Below are 19481 nucleotides of genomic sequence, written 5' to 3' on the forward strand. Positions count from 1 at the left end.
TTATCTTGCATCCGGTTTCACACCAACACCACACCACCTATGTCCATGATGCCACTGCCTGCGAAGAGTGTGACCTGCTGATACCGGCCACACCGCTCGAGGTGGGACAGGCCAGCTGCTGCCCCCGTTGCGGACACACCCTGAGTCGCCACCTGCCACAGCAGGAGTTGCGGCCGATCTCCTACGGGTTCGCGGCACTCATCATGTTCGTGCTCGCCAATGCCTTTACCTTTATGTCCTTCTCGGCCAAAGGGGTGGGCCAGGAGATGACCTTTTTGCAGAGCATCACCACCCTGGTGGATGAGGGCTATCTGTTTCTCGGCGCGGTACTGAGCCTGACCCTGATCGGCCTGCCGCTGGTTTATATGGGGTCCATCATGCTGGTGCTGTGGCGGGTCGATAAAGATCTGCACAGCAATGCCCTGCGCTCCCTCGGCCGTCTGCTCTGCCGGATCAAACCCTGGCTGATGGTGGATGTCTTTCTGGTGGGGGTGCTCATCTCGCTGGTCAAGCTGATGGGGATGGCCGACATCAAGATGGGGCTGTCATTCTGGGCTTTCGTCGGTTACACGGTGCTACTCATCAAGATGATCTCCTCACTGGATCAGATGTGGCTGTGGCAGCGGCTGTTCGGCCCGTCCGAGGCGCGGGATATCGACCCGGAAGCGGGCGCGCTGGAATCCGGCCTGGTGGGCTGCCATATCTGTGGCGCTCTGAGCGAGGTGGGCAGCCACAGCTGCTCCCGCTGCGGCGGCAAGCTGCATGCCCGCAAGCCGGGCGGCCTGAACCGTACCTGGGCGCTGCTGTTTACCTCCGCCATTCTCTACATTCCGGCCAACGTCTATCCCATCATGGATACAGTGTTCCTCGGTGATGACAGCCCCTCCACCATCCTCGGCGGTGTAGTGCTGCTCTGGGCCATGGGCTCATACCCCATAGCTGCGGTGATCTTTTTCGCCAGCGTGGTGGTGCCGCTGGTGAAAATACTGGCGCTATTCTGGCTTTGCTATATGGTGCAGCGCGGCAATGTCACCTCCCCCCTCGGCAAGCTCAAACTCTATCGCATGACCGAATTTGTCGGACGCTGGTCGATGATCGACGTCTTCGTGGTGGCCATTCTGGCGGGCCTGATCCGGCTCGACAATCTGATGACCATCTACCCCGGCCCTGCGGCCGTCGCATTTGCAGGTGTGGTGCTGATCACCATGGTCGCCGCCATGAGTTTCGACTCCCGCCTGATCTGGGATTTACAACAAGGAGAACGCGAACGTGAGTGAGCGTAAAAAAAGGTGGAAACCGGGCTCTGACTTTCTGAGCTCTGCCGCCGCAATCTGGATGGTGCCCCTGCTGGCGCTGTTCATCGGTCTCTGGATGCTGTTCCAGCACTGGTACTCCCAGGGCCCCAGTTTCACCCTGACAGTCGCCACTGCCGAGGGCATAGTCGCCGGCAAGACGGTGATCCGCTCCCGCGAAGTGGACGTCGGCCGCATCGAGGCCGTCGAGCTGAGCGATGACTATAGCCATGCGGTGCTGAAAGGACGGCTGACCAATGCCGCCTCCGGCATGCTGCGCGGTGACAGCCAGTTCTGGGTGGTCAAGCCCAGAGTGGGCCGTGAAGGAGTATCGGGTCTGAGCACCCTGCTCTCCGGCGCCTATATCGAGCTCGCCCCCGGCAAGAAAGGTCGGGCGCGGGACGAGTACGCCATGCTCGACAAACCGCCGCTCGCCTCCCTCGATGCCAAGGGGCTGCGTCTCACCCTCAGCAGTCGCGACACTCGCGCGCTCGGGGAAGGCTCCCCCATCAACTATCAGGGCTTCACCATAGGTCAGGTAGAAGAGGCGAAGTTCCTGCCCGAGAAGAGCGAGATGCAGTATCAAATCTTCATCCACGCCCCCTATGACATTCTGGTGAGCAGCAACTCCCGCTTCTGGATGACCCCGGGCTTCGAGGTCTCCATGAGCAGCGAGGGGATGAAGGTGAAGATGGATTCGCTGGAGAGCCTGATCGATGGCGGCATCACCATGGGTCTGCCACCCGGCTGGGCCCCTGGCGAGCCGGTCAAACAGATGGAAGGGTTCACCCTGTTCCAGGATGAGGCGAGCGTGCTGGCCGGTAGTCTGGATCAGTTCATCGACTACGTCTTCCTGTTCGATGACAACGTGGGTGGCCTGCACCCGGGTGCGGCGGTGCAGTATCGCGGTATCCGGGTCGGTACCGTCATCTCCGCCCCCTACCTCATCGAGGACAAGGGCGTGCAGATCTTCAAGAGCCGCCAGATCCCGGTGCTGGCTCGCATCGAGGTACAGCGCCTCTCCCACCGCTATGCCAAGGCGGAGAAGGATCAGTGGCGTGCCCTATTCGGCAAGCAGTTCAAGGAGGGGTTGCGTGCCAGCCTCAAGACCTCGAGCCTGCTGACTGGCGGCAAGATCATCGACCTCAACTTCTATCCGGACGCGCCACGTTTCGAACAGGCCAAGCTGGCCGGTTATCAGGTCTTCCCTACCGTGCAGGGCGGGCTGGATCAGATCGAGCGCAAGGTGAACCTCATCCTCGACAAGTTTGTCGACATGGACATGGCAACCACCCTGACCAAGGTCAACGGGTCACTCACCACCCTGGATGGCACCCTGAAGAACATCAGTGCAGTCAGCGCCAACCTGAACAAGCTCACTGCCAAGGATTCCACCCAGCAGCTGCCGGCCTCGCTCAACGAGAGCCTCAAGCAGTTGCAGGAGACCTTGCAGGCCTATGACGCCCAATCGCAGACCAATCAGGATCTGCGTCAGTCGGTGCAGACCCTCAATCAGTTGATGCGCGAACTGCAGCCGCTGGTGCACTCCCTCAACGAGCAGCCCAGCTCGCTGATCTTCGATCGCGCGCATCCATCGGACCCTGAGCCCAAGCGAGGCAAACAATGAAAAAAGAGATCCTGACGCTGGCCCTGCTGGGCCTGCTGGCGGGTTGCAGCAGCCAGCCAAGCCTGCACTACTACTCGCTCGATGCCGACAACCAGCAACCCGTAACGGCCCCGGCCCAACCGCAGCACCAGCTGGTGCTGCGCCCGGTGGCGCTGGCCAGCCAGCTCGACCGGATCAGTCTGGTCTATCAGCTGGAAGGGCAAGAGCTGCACTTCACCGAGTACCATCGCTGGGCCGGTGCGCTGGACGATCAGCTCAACCAGCTCACCCTCAATGGCCTCTCCACCCGCCTGCCGGGCTGGGTGGTACGGCAGGATGGCGCCCGCAAGGGGCCAGTGCTGACCATTCTGGTGGAGCGCTTTCAGGGCCGTCATGACGGCAGCGCCGTGCTGAGCGGCCGCTGGCGCCTGCTGGCGGAAGATGGCACCGTGCTGCGCGATGCCCCCTTCCGTCAGGAGCGGGTGCTGCCGGCCGATGGCTACAACGCACTGGTGAACGAGCTGGGTCAGGGCTGGCAACAGCTGCTCGACCAGATCGCCGCCGAGGTGCGCAAGCAGGGTTGAGCACATCAACCTGCGAGCATCAGATAGAAAAAACGACGCCAGCTGGCGTCGTTTTTTTATGGGCAAGAGTCGGGGGCGACTTATGCCTTGGCTGGCAGGCTCAGGCGGGCAACCGCTTCCACATGCATGGAGTGCGGGAACATATCAACCGGCTGCACTTCGTCCAGCACGAAGCCCTGCTTGACCAGCCAGGCAAGGTCGCGGGCCAGGGTCTGCGGGTTGCAGGAGACATAGACCAGACGACGGGGCGCCATGGCGACCAGGGTCTGCAGCACCGCCTTGTCACAGCCTTTGCGGGGCGGATCCATCACCACCACGTCAGCGGTCACGCCCTGGGCGTGCAGCTCGGGCATCAGCTGCTCGGCCTTGCCGACGTGGAATTCGGTGTGCTCGATGCCGTTGAGGGCAGCGTTGCGGCGGGCATCGCTGATGGCGCTCTCCACCGACTCGATCCCCACCACCTTGGCGGCCTTGCCAGCCAGGAACAGGGAGATGGTGCCGATACCGCAATAGATGTCGAACACTGTCTCGTTGCCGGTCAGCTCGGCATACTCGAGGGCACTGGAGTAGAGCACATCGGTCTGGGTCGGGTTGTTCTGGAAGAAGGAGAGCGGCGAGATCTCGAACTCGAGCTCATGGATCTTGTCGCGGATCACCCCTTCGCCCAACAGCACCCGGTTGGTGGCGCCCAGAATGCGGTTGGTGCGCTCATCGTTGATGTTCTGCACCAGGGTAGTGACCGGCAGATCGCTTAAGCTCGCCAACAGCTCGGCTTCGAACGGTAACCCCTCGCCCAAAGTGACCAGCACCACCATCAGCTCGCCGCTCTTGAAGCCCTTGCGGGTCATCAGGTTACGCACGCAGCCGCTGTGGTTTACTTCGTCATAGGCGGCGATGTCATGCGCGCGCATCCAGTTGCGCACCCGGGCGTTGAGCTCCACGTGCAGCGGATCCTGCACCGCACAGTCATCGGCGGGGATGAGATCGTGGGAGTGCTTGCGATAAAAACCGATCTCGGCACCGGCATCGCAGCCACGCACCGCATATTGCGCCTTGTTGCGATAGGCGAACGGGCTCTCCATGCCAAGGATATCCTTGACCGGGGTGTCACCCAGCCCGACCTGCTCCAGTGCGCTTTGCACCAGTGCCTGCTTGAGCTTGAGCTGGGCCGGATAGGCCAGCGGACGTACCTGACAGCCACCGCACTCGGTGTTGGGACAGAAATCGGCAACCCGATCGGCAGAGGGCTGGAGCAGCTCGGCAACCTTGCCGTGCAGATAGTTCGGCTTGACCTCGGTCAGCTCCACCAGCGCCTGCTCACCGGGCAGCAGACCTTCGACAAACAGGGGGCGATCGAACAGGCGTCCTTTGCCATCTCCTTTGTCGGTCAGTTCCAGGATCTCGATCTGGTGTTGATGTCCCACTAACGGCATGAGCGGCTCCAAAAGTACTAAAAATGGGGGGTGATGAACGCGGCAGAGCCATGCCCATCGAGAAAAGGTGGCAGAGTTTAGCGGAGATCCGGCCAAATTGCAGGCATAAAAAGCCTGCTTGTTGCAATGGTCATTGCCCTTGGTCATCTGCCGGGCGTTGCCACCTTTCGGGTTGCGGCAAATTTAGCCCTTGGGCCGCAACGCCCAGCCTGTTAAAATTCCGCCCTTGAAATTATCCTGGGCCCCGCGCCCGTTCTAGCTAAGGTCTACCGCGATGCGTACCAGCCAATATCTGCTTTCCACTCTCAAGGAAACCCCCTCCGACGCTGAAGTTGTCAGCCACCAGCTGATGCTGCGCGCCGGGATGATCCGTAAACTGGCCTCCGGCATGTATGCCTGGTTGCCAACCGGTCTGCGGGTACTGAAGAAAATCGAGAACATTGTTCGCGAAGAGATGAACAATGCTGGTGCCGTCGAAGTCTCCATGCCGGTGGTTCAGCCTGCCGAGCTGTGGCAGGAGTCCGGCCGCTGGGATGACTACGGTCCCGAGCTGTGCCGTCTGACCGACCGCCACAACCGCCCCTTCGTGCTGGGCCCGACCCACGAAGAGGTGATCACTGCGCTGGTGCGTTACGAAGTGAACAGCTACAAGCAGCTGCCGCTCAACCTCTACCAGATCCAGACCAAGTTCCGCGACGAAGTGCGCCCCCGTTTCGGCGTGATGCGTGGCCGTGAATTCCTGATGAAGGATGCCTACTCCTTCCACATCGACAAAGAGTCTCTGGTCGATACCTACGAGAAGATGCACGCCGCCTACTGCAAGGCCTTCACCCGCATGGGTCTGAATTTCCGTCCGGTGCAGGCCGATACCGGCTCCATCGGGGGTACCGGTTCCCACGAATTCCAGGTGCTGGCCGAGAGCGGTGAAGATCTGATCGCCTTCTCCGATACATCAGATTACGCCGCCAACATCGAGATGGCCGAAGCGCTGGCACCGGCTGGCGAGCGAGCTGCCGCCACCGCAGCCCTGACCAAGGTTGCCACCCCGAACGTCCACACCATCGACGAAGTGGCCGCTTTCCTGAACGTGGCACCGACCGCCATCGCCAAGACCCTGCTGGTACTGGCAGAGGAAGATGAGCACGGCAAACAGGCCGTTATCGCGCTGGTACTGCGTGGCGACCACGAACTGAACGAAATCAAGGCAGAGAAACTGGCTGGCGTGGCCAACCCGCTCACCTTCGCCAACGACGAGCAGATTAAAGCTGCCGCCGGTTGCGACGCAGGTTCTATCGGCCCGGTCGGCTTTGCCGGTCGCATCATCGTCGATCGCAGCGCCGCCCATCTGGCGGACTTCGTCTGCGGCGCCAACGAGACCGGCTTCCACCTGACCGGTGCCAACTGGGATCGCGACATCGCTACCTATGAAGTTGCCGACCTGCGCAACGTGGTGGAAGGCGACCCGAGCCCATGTGGCCAGGGCAAGCTGCTGCTCAAGCGCGGTATCGAAGTGGGCCACATCTTCCAGCTGGGGACCAAGTACTCCGAAGCGATGAAGGCGAGCGTGCTGAACGAAGCTGGCAAGTCCGTCACCATGGAGATGGGTTGCTACGGTATCGGGGTTTCCCGTCTGGTGGCCGCGGCCATCGAGCAGAACAACGACCAGTACGGCATCATCTGGCCGGATGCCATCGCTCCGTTCGAAGTGGCCATCGTGCCGATGAACATGCACAAGTCCGAGCGCGTGGCCGAGCAGGCACAGCAGTTCTACGCCGAGCTGAAAGCGGCCGGTGTCGATGTGTTGTTCGACGACCGTAAAGAGCGCCCGGGCGTGATGTTCGCCGACATGGAGCTGCTGGGCATCCCGCACGCCATCGTCATCGGCGATCGCGGTCTGGACAACGGCGTGGTGGAGTACAAGTGCCGCCGCACCGGCGAGAAGCAGGAAGTGGCCATCAGCGACATCATCGCCATGCTCAAGGCCAAGCTGGGCCGTTAATTCCGCCCTCTTACCGATATAAAAAAGCGCGCCATTTGGCGCGCTTTTTGTTTCTGTCTGCTGACGACGGCAACCGGATGGCTGGCTTCGCCTCAGGGATTGCGACCGATAAAGAGGTCGGTCACGTGGCAGCTGCTTCTGGCTTCCAGCGCGTCGAGCATATAGGCCGCCGCATCTTCCGGGGTCATGAAGCCGCTCGGGTCCACGTGATCCGAGTTGTCCCAGAATTCGCTGCGGATCCCGCTCGGGTAGAGGTTGACCAGCCGTAGCTGCGAGCCTTTCAGCTCCGCGCGCAAGGATTCGAGAAAGCCGCGCATCCCCCATTTGGAGGCGCAGTAGAGGCTCTCGTTGGCCTTGCCCACCTGCGCGGCGGAGGAGAGCACATTGGCCAGTACTCCGCCTTTCTCACCGATAAGCCGCACCGTCTGCTGGGCCACCAGAATGGTGGAGATGAGATTGCTCTCCACCACCCGGCGGATCTGCTCGGCGGTGTAGACACCGACCGGGCCAAACTCGCCCACCCCGGCGCAGTGGATCACCATGTCGGGCAGGCCACCCCACTCCACCGCAGCGGCGAAGGCGACATCGACCTCTTCATGGTGCGCCAGATCGGCGGCGATGCCGATCACCGCGCTGCCGAGCAGTAGCTCCTGCTCCTGCAGTCGCTGATAACGGCGCCCCATCATGGAGACCTGATGGCCCCGCTCAACCAGCCCGATGGTCAGCGCCCGGCCGAGACCAGAACCGGCACCTGTCACTATGATGTGGCCCATGATTGCTCCTCGCCGTCAGCTGACGGGCAGATTAGAAGGTGAATTCGCCGCCCATGAACCAGCCATCGACAGAATGCTCTGATAGATGTTGGCGAAGAATATCACCCCGCGTTGTCAGACAACGTCAGATTAGAAAGTGAATTCGCCGCCCATGAACCAGCCATCAACAGACTGGTCGATATTGGCGAAGTCGACCTTGGCTTCACGCCAGCCGGCACGCAGCTTGATCGGCATGGAGGAGAACTTGTAGGAACCACCCAGACGGTAGTCATAGTTGTCCGCATCGTGAGTGCGCAGATCGCCGAAGAAGGCGATGCCGGTGCCCGGGATCTTCACTTCACTGCCGGCATAGGCCATCAGGGTATCTTCGTCATAACCCTTGCGGCCGAAGTAGACCTGCTCGCCATCGTAGTGACGGCCGGTCATACCCAGATCGATCTTGAACAGATCGTTGTTGAACAGACGGTAGTAGAGGCTCAGATCGTAGGCAGTCAGATCGTTTTTGAAGTTGCCGCCGGAGGTGCTGAAATCGGAGACTTCAAATTTGGCGTTCGGCAGGAAGATGATGCCGTGTTCCAGTTGCAGATAGCCGTTCCAGTTGTAGCTGTCGTCATAGCTGCCATCAGCACTGGTGCCATAAGCCTGACCACTGCCCTTGGCGGCCCATACGTCGGCACCGGCGGCAAAACGCCAGTCGTCAGCGGCCATGGCACTCTGGCTGCACAGAGCCAGCACAAAACCGGCAATCAGCGTCTTTTTCATTACGTCACTTCCTCTTGCATACATGGAAAAGAGCACTATTTTACTCGGTGCAGCCAAAATACCCAGCGTCAATCCTGAACAAACGACGACAAATGTCAGTGCTTCATATGCTTCATCTCTGCCATCGGCTCAATCGGCTTCACCGGCAGTGACAGATCCAGCTTCTGACCATCATCCATGGTGAGGGTGAGCGGGAAAGGGGTCTGCTCGGAGAGCGTGCCCACCTCGAACAGCATGATGTGCAGGCTGCCCGGCTTGAGCACAGCTTCGCCCTTGGCCGGGATCTCGATATTCTCGACCTGACGCATCTTCATCACGCCATTTTCGTGCAGGTGAGTGTGCAGCTCGGCACGCCCGGCCGCAGCAGAAGCCGCCGCCACCAGCTTGACCGGCTGGTCGGCGTCATTCTTCAGCACCATAAAGGCGGCAGTATTGGGGGAGCCCGGCGGCAACAGGCGCACATAACCGTCGACGGCCTCGACCTTGGCCAGTGCAGGCGCCGCCATACCCAGAACCAGCAGAGAATAAAACGCACGTTTAAACATGGTTGAAATCCTTTTATGATGTTGTTAAACGGCGCCAAGGTTACCCCAGCAGCAACCTTTTTTGCACCTTTCAATAACAAGGATTTAGACATGGCCCCCATTCTCATTGCCGAGCAGCAGGATGGCTTGCTCACCCTGACCCTCAACCGCCCCGACAAGCGCAACGCCCTCAATACCGAGCTCTATAAGCAACTGGTGGCAGCGCTGCGAGAGGCGGCAGCCGATGAGGAGGTGCATGTCCTGCTGTTGCAGGGGCAGCAAGATTGCTTTACCGCGGGCAATGATCTGGCCGACTTCATGGGCAAGAGCACGCTGGAGCCCGACGACCCCATACTGCAGTTCCTCCACACCCTGGCCGACTTCCCCAAACCCGTGATCGCCGCCGTTGCAGGCCCGGCTGTGGGGATTGGCACCACCATTTTGCTGCACTGCGATCTGGTCTATCTGGGGGATAACGCCCGCTTGCAGCTTCCCTTTGTCGAGTTGGGTCTGGTGCCGGAGTTCGCCTCCAGCCTGCTGCTGCCGCGTCTGGTGGGGCACCTCAAGGCGGCCGAGCTGTTGCTGCTGGCCGAGGCGATGGATGCCGAGGAGGCGCTGCGGCTCGGGCTGGCCAACAAGGTGGTGGCGGCCGATGGATTGCTCTCCTTTGCCCGCGAGCAGGGGCTGAAGCTGGCGGCCAAGCCGCCCAGAGCGCTTCAAAAGAGCAAGGCGCTGCTGAAACAGGAGCTCAAACAGGCGGTGCACTTTGTCATCGATCTGGAGGCGCGCGCCTTCGCCCAGGCACTCCAAGGGGAAGAGGCGCAGCAGCGGATCGCCCAGAAACTCAAACGGCGGGGCTGAGCCGCGCCCACATCCGTTCAGTTCAGGCGAAAACGGCCGATCAGCTCGCAGCCCAGCACCTTGTCCTGCAGCTGGATCAGCCGGGCAATTTCCGGATTGGGGTGGCGCTTGAGAAAGGCGAGCAGGGCTCCGCGACAGCAACCCAGCTCGCTGATCAGCGCCTCGCACTCCCGATTGGGGCACTGCGGCACCAGCGCAGTCACCAGCTCGGAGGCAAGTTTCAGGTAGCGCAGCTCGTAAGTCGGCTCATCCATCGCCCGCCAGAAGTCGGCCAGCCGGTGGCAGGTGGCGACTCGCATGGTGGCCAGTTCGGTCAACTCGACCTGGGTCATCTCGTAAACATCCCCCAGCGCCTGCTGATAAAAGCAGATCGCAGCCCCCAGCGAACCGGCCTGCCAGGCACGCTCCGCCTCCAGCATGTATCGTTGCCAACTTTGCGGTGTCATCTCGCTCTCCCGAGTCCGTCATGGTGGGAGTGTTATCATGGCTAATTGAGAATAAATATCAACCAGAGGGTTAGTGCAGGATCTCTGCGCAACCTTGGCAAACCCGGCGCCCGACCTTATGATCGTGCCCTTCCCCCCCCTTCTTTGGAGCACACCACAATGCGACCACGCCTCCCGCAATGGAGGCGATGATCATGCCCGGCGTCACCATCGGCGACGGCGCCATCATCGCCGCCCGTTCGCTGGTCAATCAGGATGTGCCGCCCTATGCCATGGTGGCGGGCACCCCGGCCAGGGTGGTGCGGATGCGCTTTGGCGAGGAGGAGATTGCCCGGCTACAGGCCCTCGCTTGGTGGGATTGGCGGGATCAACAGGTCAACGATCTGCTACCGCTGATCCAGCAAGGTGACGTCGCCCTGCTTGAACAGGCTGCTGCCCGCTGGGCGGAGCGCCATGAGTGACCACCGCTAACCGGTAGCTGACAGCATAAGGGCGACCCCGGGGTCGCCCTCTTTTATCTCCGACATGCTCTGGATGCCGACATCGCACATCCACTCACTGCGCGCTTTTGGACTGGTTGAGGCTGCACTGCTTGCCTGGATAACCGGGTAGCTCCTTGGCATCGCTGCCGCAGGCGAGCCGTTTGGCCTGTTGCAGGCGGGCCGCCAGATTGGCGCTGTCCACCGGCATCCACTGCATCTGCTTGCCGAGCCAGCTGGCCCAGGCAAACTCGACGAAATAGACCTGTTTGTCCTTGCGAAAGTAGCCCGCATTCTGCAGCAGTCCGGCGAGGGTGCGATAGGGGTAATCAGGCAGCTTGTCGATGCTGCTCGGCAACTGCTCCGGGGTCAGCGGCTGCCCCTTCTCATCCTTGAGCCAGGCCCAGTGGTTGTTCTGCATCTGACTCCAGAAGTTGGCTTTATCCTGCAGACGGCCAATCACCTTGACCCGGGCATCCTTGACGCCCTGCTGCCACAACGCCTTGGTGAGATGGTGGCGGTCCACCAGCCAGTAGCTGCCATCCGGCGCAATCACTACAGGAATCTCTTTCTTTTTCATCAACTTGTCGAGCTGCTTTGCGCTCATGCCCGCCAATGTGGCCTGGGTCTCATCGACCTGGATCTGGCCGACGCCCCCCTGGGTCGGGTGCAAGGCATCGATGCCGATCTCGCACCAGTTGCCCACCGCCGTGTCGCTCTGGCACGGGGCCAACGCCCAGGCACCCTGGCTCAGCACACAGGCCAGCAATAACCATGCTTTCATCGTTTGACACTCCTCACCACATTGAACTGCACAGACGCCGGGAACGCTCTTCTACCCCGATTGGGAGTGAGAGTCGAATGCTGGCGGTCAGACCAGCAAACGGGATATCATGATTTCCCATCTGTCGGCGATATTTTCTCGCCGAGTTTTCTCCCCGCTTCACACTATTTGAAGGATCCGACCCATGAAAGGATGGACCCCCTTGCTGGCCCTGTTGGGCTGTGCTGCTGTCCAGGCTGCCGATATTCCCGCCGGAACACAACTCGCCGCCGAACAGATTGTCGTTCGCCACCTCAAGGATGAACCTGCGAGCCTGAGCCCGCTCAAGCTGGTCGGCCTGCCGGAGTTGCAGGTGCTGCGGGATCTGTTCGAGGGGCTGCTGACCCAGGGGCCGGATGGCAAACCGGTTGCCGGGGTGGCGGCCAGCTGGGAGAACAAGGACAACCAGTTCTTTACCTTCCATCTGCGCCCGGATGCGCGCTGGTCCAACGGCGATCCGGTCAAGGCCGGTGACTTCGTCTACGGCTGGCGCAAGCTGGTCGACCCGAAAGAGGCGGCCACCTTCGCCTGGTTTGCCCAACTGGCCCGTTTCGACAAGGTGGACGAGATAGTCGCTGGCAAATTGCCTGCCAGCGAGCTGGGGGTCAAGGCCCTTGATGACCACACCCTGCAGGTGACCCTCTCCCAGCCGGTGCCCTACTTCCTGAACCTGCTGAGCCACCCCAGCCTGTCGCCGCTCCATCAGGCCAGCATCGAGCAGTACGGCAACCAGTGGACCCAACCCGGCAAACTGGTGGGCAACGGTGCCTTTGTGCTGAACAACCGGGTGGTCAACGAGAAGCTGGAGCTGACCCCCAACCCTTATTACTGGGATCGGGCCCATACCGTATTGACCAAGGTGATCTTCATGCCGATCAATCAGGAGAGCGCGGCCACCAACCGCTATCTGGCGGGCGATCTGCATATCACCGAATCCTTCCCCAAGGAGCAGTACGGCAAGCTGAAGCAGCAGATCCCGAATGAGGTCTACACCCCGGATCAGCTCGGCACCTACTACTACGCCTTCAATACCCGTCAGGCACCACTGAACGATGTGCGGGTGCGCAAGGCGCTCTCCTACACCATCGACCGCGCGCTGATCACCGACAAGGTGCTCGGCACCGGCGAGAAACCGGCTTATCACTTCACTCCGGATGTAACCGCCAGCTTTACCCCGGCCGCCAACTTGCTCTCCACCAGCAGCCAGCCGGCGCTGGACAGCAAGGCCAAGGCCCTGCTCAAGGAGGCCGGTTACGGCCCGGACAAGCCGCTCAAGCTGACCCTGCTCTACAACACCGCGGAAATTCACAAGAAAATGGCGTTGGCCATCGCCAGCATGTGGAAGCAAAAGCTGGGCGCTGAGGTCGAGCTGACCAATCAGGAGTGGAAAACCTATCTCGACAGCCGCCAGAGCGGTCAGTTCGAGGTGATCCGCTCCTCCTGGGTCGCAGATTACAACGACCCTTCAGCGTTCCTTGGCCTGTGGGGCTCTCGTCACAGCGGCAATATGGCAGGCTTTGCCAATGCCCGTTATGACCAGCTACTGGCAGAGGCGGCCAGCACTCAGGATGCCGCCAGCCGCAGCAAGCTGTTTGGCGAGGCGGAGGCGATCCTGCTGGATCAAGCCCCCATCGCCCCCATCTACCAGTACACCAATGCCCGACTCATCAAGCCATGGCTCAAGGGCTACCCCATCAACAACCCGGAAGATGTGGCCTACAGCCGCCAGCTCTATCTGATCAAACACTGAGACCGGCCACAACGATGCGAGGCCCCGCCGGGCCTCGCTATTGATACTGTTCACACCACGATTTCCAGCCTAAAATGCCGCCCCTTCTGTTCAATTAATCTTCAATACCCAGTCAGACATGCGTTATTTGATACTGCTCTCGTTGTTGTGGACCCTGCCTGCTCAGGCCAACAGCGAATCTCAATGCCAGCAAGAGTTTGTCGGCTGGATGCTGCACCAGCAGCAACAGTTCAGCGATCGCAAGTCTGACAAGATGGAGCGGCGCCGGGCCGAGCGGGCCATCGAGTTGGCTCGTCAGGAGTACGACAAGCAGACCAGCTTTTGCAAGACGATGGAGCTGGTGCGCAGCTACAAAGATAGCGATCCGCGCTTTAAACCGAGAAGCGGCGAAGTTCACGATTTCACACCGGCCAGCTGACCCTCACTTCATCAATTCATTGTGTTGATTAATTGACCCAAGCCAAGTTCGGGTCACTGAAGAGCCTTAGAATGATTAACTGAGAACGACAATAAAAAATATATTTATCAGTTATTTGGCTTTTTCAGGAACGACACATGACCAAACTCCATCAGGAGGGGGAGATACACTTCCCCGACAACATCGCACTCATCTCGACCACGGATCCCGCCAGTCATATTACCTATGCCAACCAGCATTTCTGTGATGTGGCCGGGTATGGTGCTGCCGAGATGGAAGGGGTGCCCCACAATCTGGTGCGACACCCCGACATGCCCAAGGCGGCCTTCGCCGACATGTGGCAGCGGCTGCGACAGGGCAAAAGCTGGATGGGGCTGGTCAAGAACCGCGCCAAAAGCGGTCAGTTCTATTGGGTAAACGCTTACGTCACCCCGATCCTCAATGCGCAGAAGGAGATCGTCGAGTTCCAGTCGGTGCGCACCAAACCCGCCGCCAGCGATGTGGCCTGGGCCGAGCTGCTCTATGGCCTGTTGCGCAGCGGCAAGGCGCTTCCCTGGCTGAGCCGCTTTCACATTGAACCGGGTCAGCTGACCCTCTGGCTCTCCGCTTCTGCCTTGCTCACCACTCTTGCTACCTTTGCCACCGGCAACCTGTTATGGCTGCTACCCACCGCCCTGTTGCTGTTGGCACAGGCAATCCACGGCTGGCGGTTACAGCAGCGACTGGCTCATCTGCTTACCCTTGCCGATCAAGACAAGGGAACCCGCCTCTGTCAGGTGCTCTACACCCGACGACGCGACACCCTGGCGGCCGTCGAACTGGCCCTGCGGATGAAGCAGGCCGAGCTCAAGGCCGTGGTCGGGCGCAGCGCCGACACCAACCAGCAGATCCTGCAGGCAGCCGAAGATGACCGGGGCAATATCCAGACCATTGATACTCATCTGCAGCAGCAGCGCGCCCATAGCGAGCAGCTGGCGACCGCCATCACCGAGTTGAGCCACTCCATTCGCGATGTGGCCCACAGTGCCCATGAGGCGAGCAATCTGGTCATAGAGGTACAGCAGGTCTCCGACGAGGGGCTGCAAGCATTGGCGACCACCCGCTCCGCCGTCAACCAACTCCATCAGGAGCTGGATGCCAACCATGCCGTGCTGGCCCAGCTCACCAGCGACAGCCAGAAGATCAGCGGTATTCTGGAGGTGATCAGTCAAATCGCCGACCAGACCAACCTGCTCGCACTCAATGCAGCCATCGAGGCAGCCCGTGCTGGTGAACAGGGGCGCGGTTTTGCCGTGGTGGCGGATGAAGTGAGGGCGCTGGCTCAGAAGACCCGTGCCTCGACCAGCGAGATCCACGAGATGATCCAGGCGCTGCAACAGACTACACAACAGCTGTCGGACGGGATGACACAAGGGGCACAGACTTCGGTGCGCTGCCAGCAGCACGCAGGCACCACCGCCGACGTGCTCACCCAGATCAACCGGATGCTGGGGCAGGTAACCCGCACCAGCGACGAGATCGCCCAGGCGGTGAGTCAGCAGGCCGATGTGACGACGACCCTCGATGAAGGGGTACACCAGATCCACCAGCTGGCCAGCCACACCGCCGACAACAGCAGGCAGGCGCTAGATGGCATCACCCTGCTGGTTGAGCGGCTGCAAGATCTCTCGCGGCTGATCAACCAGTTCAGATATTGAAGCGACAGCGATCAAAAAAGCGCGTCAACTGACGCGCTTTTTTCGCTTTGCCTGACAGAAGAGTTATTCGCCCTGCTCGCTGGCGGCAAACTCCGGCACCTTGGCCATGGCATCCAGCACCACCTGAATACCGGCGCCCGGCTTGCAGGCGTTCTCACTCAGGTGACGGCGCCAGGCGCGGGCACCCTGCATGTTCTGGAACAGCCCCAGCATATGGCGGGTCATATGGGAGAGGTAGTTGCCCTTGGCCAGCTCCTGCTCGATATAGGGCAGCATCATCCGTACCACCTCATGGCGGCTCGGCACGGCGTTATTCTGGCCGAACACCAGATTATCCACCTGCGCCAGAATGTAGGGATTCTGATAGGCTTCGCGCCCCATCATGACGCCGTCGACGTGTTGCAGGTGCTCGAGAGTTTGCTCCATGGAGGTGACACCGCCGTTGAGGGCGATGGTGAGATCCGGGTAATCCTGCTTGACCCGATAGACCCGAGGGTAATCGAGGGGCGGGATCTCGCGGTTCTCCTTGGGACTCAGGCCGCTCAGCCAGGCCTTGCGAGCATGGACGATAAAGGTGTCACAACCGGCATCGCGCACCCGTTCGATAAAGGCCTGCAGAAATTCGTAGGAGTCTTGTTCGTCGATGCCGATACGGGTCTTCACCGTCACCGGAATATCGACCACATCGCGCATCGCCTTGACGCAGTCTGCCACCAGCGCCGGTTCACCCATCAGGCAGGCACCAAAACGGCCGTTTTGCACCCGATCGGAGGGGCAGCCGACGTTGATGTTCACCTCGTCATAGCCGCGCTCCTCGGCCAGCTTGGCACAGCGCGCCAGATCGGCCGGATTGCTGCCACCCAGCTGCAGGGAAATGGGGTGCTCCTGCTCGCTGTAACCCAGATAATCCCCCTTACCGTGGATGATGGCGCCGGTGGTCACCATTTCGGTATAGAGCAAGGTCTGGCGGCTCATCAGTCGATGAAAGTAACGGCAATGCCGATCAGTCCAGTCCAGCATGGGGGCGATGGAAAAACGCTGCGCCTGCATAAAAATCATCCGGGTTGGCTAAAGAAAGGGGCGGATTTTATCACAACGTGAAGCAGCCCCAGAAAATGAATTTTGTCGCCGCGCCATGCGAGGCCCTGTGATAGTATCCGGCTAATAGAAAGGGTATCTGCGCGATCATGAATCAAGACCAACTTTTACAACGAGCCGAGCGACTCTGTATACAGCGAGGGATCCGCTTCACCCCGACCCGACGTCAGGTATTTCGCCTGCTGGCGGCACACGGCAACGCCATCAGCGCCTATGATTTGTTGGCCCAGCTGCAACAAACCGAAGCCAATGCCAAGCCGCCAACCGTCTATCGGGCACTCGATTTTTTGCTCGAACAGGGCTTTGCTCACAAGGTGGAATCTCTCAACGCGTTTATCTTCTGCTGCCACTTCGATCACGCTCACCCGATGCAGTTGCTGATCTGCGACGAGTGCGGGGATGTGGTCGAGCTTCACGATACGGCGATCGATAGCGCGTTTTCCGAGCAGGCCCACTTGCATGGTTTTACTATTACCAATAAGACGATAGAGGCACATGGCCAATGTGTCCGTTGTACGCCCACTGTAGGAAGTCATCATGAAGGCTGATTTTGTAAATCCGTTCCTGCTATCCCTGCTCAATGTGCTCTCGACCATGGCACAGCTGGAACTCAAACCGGGCAAACCGAAACGCAAGATGGATGAGCTGGCGCGCGGCGACGTCTCCGGCCTGATCGGCATGGTCGGCCCGCAGACCCGTGGCTCCCTCTCCATCAGCTTCGAGAAGGGGCTGGCGCTGGAGATCATGCGCCGCATGCTGGGGGAAGCGCCCGCCTCCATCAACGAAGAGGTGACCGACATGGTCGGTGAAATCACCAACATGGTGACCGGCGGTGCCAAGCGGATGCTGGGCGAGAAGGGCTACGAGTTTGACATGGCGACCCCCATCATCGTCTCCGGCCCCAACCACACCATTACCCACCGTGCCGATGGCACCAAGATCATGATGCCGTTCGAATCGGATTTCGGTCGCGCTACCATCGAAATTTGCTTCGAGTAACCCTATGTGGAAAGCATTGAAATGGATTTTCATCTGCTGGGCCCTGCTGTTGATACTGTCGGACATTCAGATCAGCACCTCCCTCTACAAGTACGAAGATAACCGGGTGCTCATCAACTTCCCGCGCTGGGAAGCCAAGCAGCCCTGGGGCACCTTCGAGTGGCATGCCGGACGGGTAGAAACCCACTGGTATGGTCTGGAGGGCAAACCCAAGCCGTCAGGCCCGCAAATCTGATCCGGTAACGGATCCGGCAGAAACAGAAGAGGCCAACAGATGCTGGCCTCTTTGCTATCTCGTTGATCCTGAATCAAGCCGCTTCGGCCGCCAACTTCCCGCTTGGTCGCACCAGGATGCCGACGATGCAGGCCAGCAGAGTCGGCAGCAGCCAGGCAAGCCCCTTGTCGAACAGCGGCAGGAAGGCAAAGCCGTCCATCGCCATCCCGGCAGCCCCCAGCCCATCGAGGCAACCAAACAGAAAGGCGACCGTCAGCACGCCGCGAAACGCCAGCCGTGGCTGGGCAAACCATCCCTTGAGGAAAGTCACCAGCACCAGCGCGATGGCAACCGGATAGATGGCCACCAGCACCGGAATCGAGAGGCCGATCAGCTCGCTCAGCCCCACATTGGCCACCACTGCACAGAGCGCCCCCAGCAGCATGACCCAGTTGCGATAGGCCCAACCTGTAAGGCCATGGAAGTAGTCGGCACCGGCACAGAGCAGGCCGACCGCACTGGTAAAACAGGCCAGGGTGATGATGGCAGCCAGAATAAACTGGCCCGGTTGACCAAACAGACTCAGGACGTAGGCATTGACGATGGCGCCGCCGTTGCTGATATCGCTCGCCACCCCACCGGCGCTGTTGCCCAGCTGAAAGAGCGAGACATACACCGCCGACAACCCGACCGCCGAGATCAAGCCCGCAATGGTCAGATATTTGAACTGGCTGCGATAATCCTCGATCCCCTTCTGGCGCAGCAACCCGATGATCAGGGCGCCAAACATCAGGGAGGCCAGGGTATCCATGGTGTTGTACCCCTCCAGCATTCCTTTGGTCAGGGCTGCATCTATGTACTCACCGCTGGCATCAGGCATGGTGCCCTGCGGCGTCATAAAGACCCCGACCGCCAGAATAAGCAGCATCGCCATCAGGGCTGGGGTCAGATACTTGCCGACCGCATCAAGGAGCTTGCCCCGATCGAGCGCCACCAGGATCACCAGCGCAAAGAAACTCAGGGTGTAGATCAGTAGTCCCGCATGACCGGTATCGCCAAGCCAGGGCTTGAGCCCCATCTCGTAGGCGACCAGACCGGTGCGGGGAATGGCAAAGGCGGGTCCCATGATGATATAGATGGCGATGGCCAGCGCCGTCGCCGCCCCGGCGGGCAGATAGCGGGTCATTCCGGTCCAGCCACTCGCGCCGCCCCCCGAGCTCCCCTTGGCCACCGCAATCAGGGTGATCAGCGGCAAACCCACCGCCGTCAGCAAAAAGCCGCACATGGCGGCCAGCAGATGCTCACCAGCCATAAAACCGGCCAGCGGCGGAAAAATGATATTGCCAGCCCCCAGATAGAAGGCAAACGTCATAAACCCCAATCCGAATACGTCGGACAACTTCAATGATTTCGTCAAACTCAACCTCATCTGCCTTATCAGCTTGTTATTGATTGCACCCACTGCCTGGCAGATAACCGGTAACAATACCTCTCGCCCCCACACGGCCCTCGGACCGGATGAGGCGCACCACCTTTAGCATAAAGAAGAAGAGTTCGATCTCAATCACCAATTAATATCTTGAAACAATTTACTGCTGCGGAATTAATCGCCGAACAACTCGGCGTTCCATAAACAGGTGTCACACGTGGCGTATGGGAGGTAAGAAGGGGGGAACAGGTTATAGCGGCCAAATACGGCTGCTCAGATGCTATCTGCGAACGG

Annotated in this window: 19 protein-coding genes and 1 pseudogene; 12 read left to right on the forward strand and 8 right to left on the reverse strand. The window is 60.2% G+C overall.

From position 1 onward, the window contains the following. The first annotated feature begins 5 nt into the window (after positions 1–5). Genes AB5Y99_RS01435 through AB5Y99_RS01445 form a run of 3 tightly spaced genes read left to right on the forward strand, consistent with a single transcriptional unit; the run spans position 6 to position 3482 of the window. Entirely contained in the window at positions 6–1277 is a 1272-nt protein-coding gene (locus tag AB5Y99_RS01435; RefSeq protein WP_245148129.1) for a paraquat-inducible protein A, read from the forward strand. After that, positions 1270–2919, forward strand: a complete 1650-nt coding sequence (gene pqiB, locus AB5Y99_RS01440; protein ID WP_005335774.1) for an intermembrane transport protein PqiB — start codon at positions 1270–1272, stop codon at positions 2917–2919. Before AB5Y99_RS01435 ends, pqiB begins: the two co-directional genes overlap by 8 nt. Beyond that, the gene (locus tag AB5Y99_RS01445) at positions 2916–3482 is read left to right on the forward strand and encodes a membrane integrity-associated transporter subunit PqiC (protein WP_042052434.1); all 567 of its coding nucleotides are present in this window, start codon (positions 2916–2918) and stop codon (positions 3480–3482) included. Before pqiB ends, AB5Y99_RS01445 begins: the two co-directional genes overlap by 4 nt. A gap of 80 nt (positions 3483–3562) precedes the next feature. Here the strand turns inward: AB5Y99_RS01445 and rlmD are convergent, their stop codons facing one another. Further along, complete coding sequence (gene rlmD / locus AB5Y99_RS01450) at positions 3563–4915, reverse strand: 23S rRNA (uracil(1939)-C(5))-methyltransferase RlmD (protein ID WP_159144362.1); 1353 nt, start codon at positions 4913–4915, stop codon at positions 3563–3565. A gap of 274 nt (positions 4916–5189) precedes the next feature. Between rlmD and AB5Y99_RS01455 the strand changes: the two genes are divergently transcribed. Then, positions 5190–6914, forward strand: a complete 1725-nt coding sequence (locus tag AB5Y99_RS01455) for a proline--tRNA ligase (protein WP_368208480.1) — start codon at positions 5190–5192, stop codon at positions 6912–6914. A gap of 92 nt (positions 6915–7006) precedes the next feature. Here the strand turns inward: AB5Y99_RS01455 and AB5Y99_RS01460 are convergent, their stop codons facing one another. The 3 genes from AB5Y99_RS01460 to AB5Y99_RS01470 all read right to left on the reverse strand — a co-directional run bounded on the left by AB5Y99_RS01460 (position 7007) and on the right by AB5Y99_RS01470 (position 8994). Then, positions 7007–7687 (reverse strand): SDR family oxidoreductase, encoded by a 681-nt coding sequence (locus AB5Y99_RS01460; protein WP_245133753.1) that lies wholly within the window; start codon positions 7685–7687, stop codon positions 7007–7009. Positions 7688–7816: 129 nt separating this feature from the next. Then, positions 7817–8449: a TIGR04219 family outer membrane beta-barrel protein gene (locus AB5Y99_RS01465; RefSeq protein WP_005354809.1), complete on the reverse strand. Its 633-nt coding sequence runs from the start codon at positions 8447–8449 to the stop codon at positions 7817–7819. A 95-nt stretch (positions 8450–8544) separates the two neighbouring features. Further along, positions 8545–8994 carry a copper chaperone PCu(A)C gene (locus AB5Y99_RS01470; RefSeq protein WP_159157658.1) on the reverse strand — a complete coding sequence of 150 codons (450 nt, stop codon included), beginning with the start codon at positions 8992–8994 and terminating at the stop codon, positions 8545–8547. Positions 8995–9084: 90 nt separating this feature from the next. Here AB5Y99_RS01470 and AB5Y99_RS01475 point away from each other — a divergent pair, with 90 nt between their 5' ends. Continuing rightward, the gene (locus AB5Y99_RS01475; RefSeq protein WP_252412467.1) at positions 9085–9834 is read left to right on the forward strand and encodes an enoyl-CoA hydratase-related protein; all 750 of its coding nucleotides are present in this window, start codon (positions 9085–9087) and stop codon (positions 9832–9834) included. 17 nt (positions 9835–9851) lie between these two features. Here AB5Y99_RS01475 and AB5Y99_RS01480 read toward each other — a convergent pair whose 3' ends face one another. Then, the gene (locus tag AB5Y99_RS01480; RefSeq protein ID WP_368208481.1) at positions 9852–10280 is read right to left on the reverse strand and encodes a DUF2753 family protein; all 429 of its coding nucleotides are present in this window, start codon (positions 10278–10280) and stop codon (positions 9852–9854) included. 179 nt (positions 10281–10459) lie between these two features. Between AB5Y99_RS01480 and AB5Y99_RS01485 the strand changes: the two are divergent. Continuing rightward, positions 10460–10741, forward strand: a pseudogene (locus tag AB5Y99_RS01485) (CatB-related O-acetyltransferase); the annotation flags it as partial. 94 nt (positions 10742–10835) lie between these two features. Here AB5Y99_RS01485 and AB5Y99_RS01490 read toward each other — a convergent pair. Next, the gene (locus tag AB5Y99_RS01490; RefSeq protein WP_005363020.1) at positions 10836–11543 is read right to left on the reverse strand and encodes a ParB-like protein; all 708 of its coding nucleotides are present in this window, start codon (positions 11541–11543) and stop codon (positions 10836–10838) included. Between the two features lie 184 nt (positions 11544–11727). Between AB5Y99_RS01490 and AB5Y99_RS01495 the strand changes: the two genes are divergently transcribed. From AB5Y99_RS01495 to AB5Y99_RS01505, 3 genes are all read left to right on the forward strand, one after another. Next, complete coding sequence (locus AB5Y99_RS01495) at positions 11728–13332, forward strand: ABC transporter substrate-binding protein (protein ID WP_368208483.1); 1605 nt, start codon at positions 11728–11730, stop codon at positions 13330–13332. Between the two features lie 118 nt (positions 13333–13450). After that, on the forward strand, positions 13451–13750 hold the full coding sequence (locus AB5Y99_RS01500; protein ID WP_005335795.1) for a hypothetical protein: 300 nt from the start codon (positions 13451–13453) through the stop codon (positions 13748–13750). A 137-nt stretch (positions 13751–13887) separates the two neighbouring features. Then, the gene (locus AB5Y99_RS01505) at positions 13888–15447 is read left to right on the forward strand and encodes a methyl-accepting chemotaxis protein (protein ID WP_368208485.1); all 1560 of its coding nucleotides are present in this window, start codon (positions 13888–13890) and stop codon (positions 15445–15447) included. Positions 15448–15510: 63 nt separating this feature from the next. Here AB5Y99_RS01505 and dusA read toward each other — a convergent pair whose 3' ends face one another. Further along, positions 15511–16497 carry a tRNA dihydrouridine(20/20a) synthase DusA gene (gene dusA, locus AB5Y99_RS01510; RefSeq protein ID WP_368208487.1) on the reverse strand — a complete coding sequence of 329 codons (987 nt, stop codon included), beginning with the start codon at positions 16495–16497 and terminating at the stop codon, positions 15511–15513. 137 nt (positions 16498–16634) lie between these two features. Between dusA and zur the strand changes: the two genes are divergently transcribed. Genes zur through AB5Y99_RS01525 form a run of 3 tightly spaced genes read left to right on the forward strand, consistent with a single transcriptional unit; the run spans position 16635 to position 17779 of the window. Continuing rightward, entirely contained in the window at positions 16635–17093 is a 459-nt protein-coding gene (zur, locus tag AB5Y99_RS01515; protein WP_139747120.1) for a zinc uptake transcriptional repressor Zur, read from the forward strand. Then, positions 17083–17544, forward strand: a complete 462-nt coding sequence (locus tag AB5Y99_RS01520) for a chemotaxis protein CheX (RefSeq protein WP_005343179.1) — start codon at positions 17083–17085, stop codon at positions 17542–17544. The genes zur and AB5Y99_RS01520 overlap by 11 nt, the downstream gene beginning before the upstream one ends. Before the next feature lie 4 nt (positions 17545–17548). Then, positions 17549–17779 carry a hypothetical protein gene (locus tag AB5Y99_RS01525; RefSeq protein WP_040066994.1) on the forward strand — a complete coding sequence of 77 codons (231 nt, stop codon included), beginning with the start codon at positions 17549–17551 and terminating at the stop codon, positions 17777–17779. A 73-nt stretch (positions 17780–17852) separates the two neighbouring features. Here the strand turns inward: AB5Y99_RS01525 and brnQ are convergent, their stop codons facing one another. Beyond that, positions 17853–19130, reverse strand: coding sequence for a branched-chain amino acid transport system II carrier protein (brnQ, locus tag AB5Y99_RS01530; protein ID WP_368208562.1), 1278 nt, complete (start codon positions 19128–19130; stop codon positions 17853–17855). Positions 19131–19481 lie beyond the last annotated feature (351 nt).

The sequence above is a fragment of the Aeromonas sp. R4-2 genome (genome assembly GCF_040908295.1).
GTDB classification, from domain to species: domain Bacteria; phylum Pseudomonadota; class Gammaproteobacteria; order Enterobacterales; family Aeromonadaceae; genus Aeromonas; species Aeromonas veronii.

Coding starts and splice junctions, on each gene's coding strand:
- AB5Y99_RS01490 (WP_005363020.1), bottom strand. CDS start 11,543: ATGAAAGCATGGTTATTGCTGGCCTGTGTGCTGAGCCAGGGTGCCTGG.
- AB5Y99_RS01505 (WP_368208485.1), top strand. CDS start 13,888: ATGACCAAACTCCATCAGGAGGGGGAGATACACTTCCCCGACAACATC.
- rlmD (WP_159144362.1), bottom strand. CDS start 4,915: ATGCCGTTAGTGGGACATCAACACCAGATCGAGATCCTGGAACTGACC.
- AB5Y99_RS01500 (WP_005335795.1), top strand. CDS start 13,451: ATGCGTTATTTGATACTGCTCTCGTTGTTGTGGACCCTGCCTGCTCAG.
- AB5Y99_RS01475 (WP_252412467.1), top strand. CDS start 9,085: ATGGCCCCCATTCTCATTGCCGAGCAGCAGGATGGCTTGCTCACCCTG.
- AB5Y99_RS01525 (WP_040066994.1), top strand. CDS start 17,549: ATGTGGAAAGCATTGAAATGGATTTTCATCTGCTGGGCCCTGCTGTTG.
- AB5Y99_RS01460 (WP_245133753.1), bottom strand. CDS start 7,687: ATGGGCCACATCATAGTGACAGGTGCCGGTTCTGGTCTCGGCCGGGCG.
- AB5Y99_RS01470 (WP_159157658.1), bottom strand. CDS start 8,994: ATGTTTAAACGTGCGTTTTATTCTCTGCTGGTTCTGGGTATGGCGGCG.
- AB5Y99_RS01480 (WP_368208481.1), bottom strand. CDS start 10,280: ATGACACCGCAAAGTTGGCAACGATACATGCTGGAGGCGGAGCGTGCC.
- AB5Y99_RS01455 (WP_368208480.1), top strand. CDS start 5,190: ATGCGTACCAGCCAATATCTGCTTTCCACTCTCAAGGAAACCCCCTCC.
- AB5Y99_RS01445 (WP_042052434.1), top strand. CDS start 2,916: ATGAAAAAAGAGATCCTGACGCTGGCCCTGCTGGGCCTGCTGGCGGGT.
- brnQ (WP_368208562.1), bottom strand. CDS start 19,130: ATGACGTTTGCCTTCTATCTGGGGGCTGGCAATATCATTTTTCCGCCG.
- AB5Y99_RS01520 (WP_005343179.1), top strand. CDS start 17,083: ATGAAGGCTGATTTTGTAAATCCGTTCCTGCTATCCCTGCTCAATGTG.
- dusA (WP_368208487.1), bottom strand. CDS start 16,497: ATGCAGGCGCAGCGTTTTTCCATCGCCCCCATGCTGGACTGGACTGAT.
- AB5Y99_RS01495 (WP_368208483.1), top strand. CDS start 11,728: ATGAAAGGATGGACCCCCTTGCTGGCCCTGTTGGGCTGTGCTGCTGTC.
- AB5Y99_RS01465 (WP_005354809.1), bottom strand. CDS start 8,449: ATGAAAAAGACGCTGATTGCCGGTTTTGTGCTGGCTCTGTGCAGCCAG.
- zur (WP_139747120.1), top strand. CDS start 16,635: ATGAATCAAGACCAACTTTTACAACGAGCCGAGCGACTCTGTATACAG.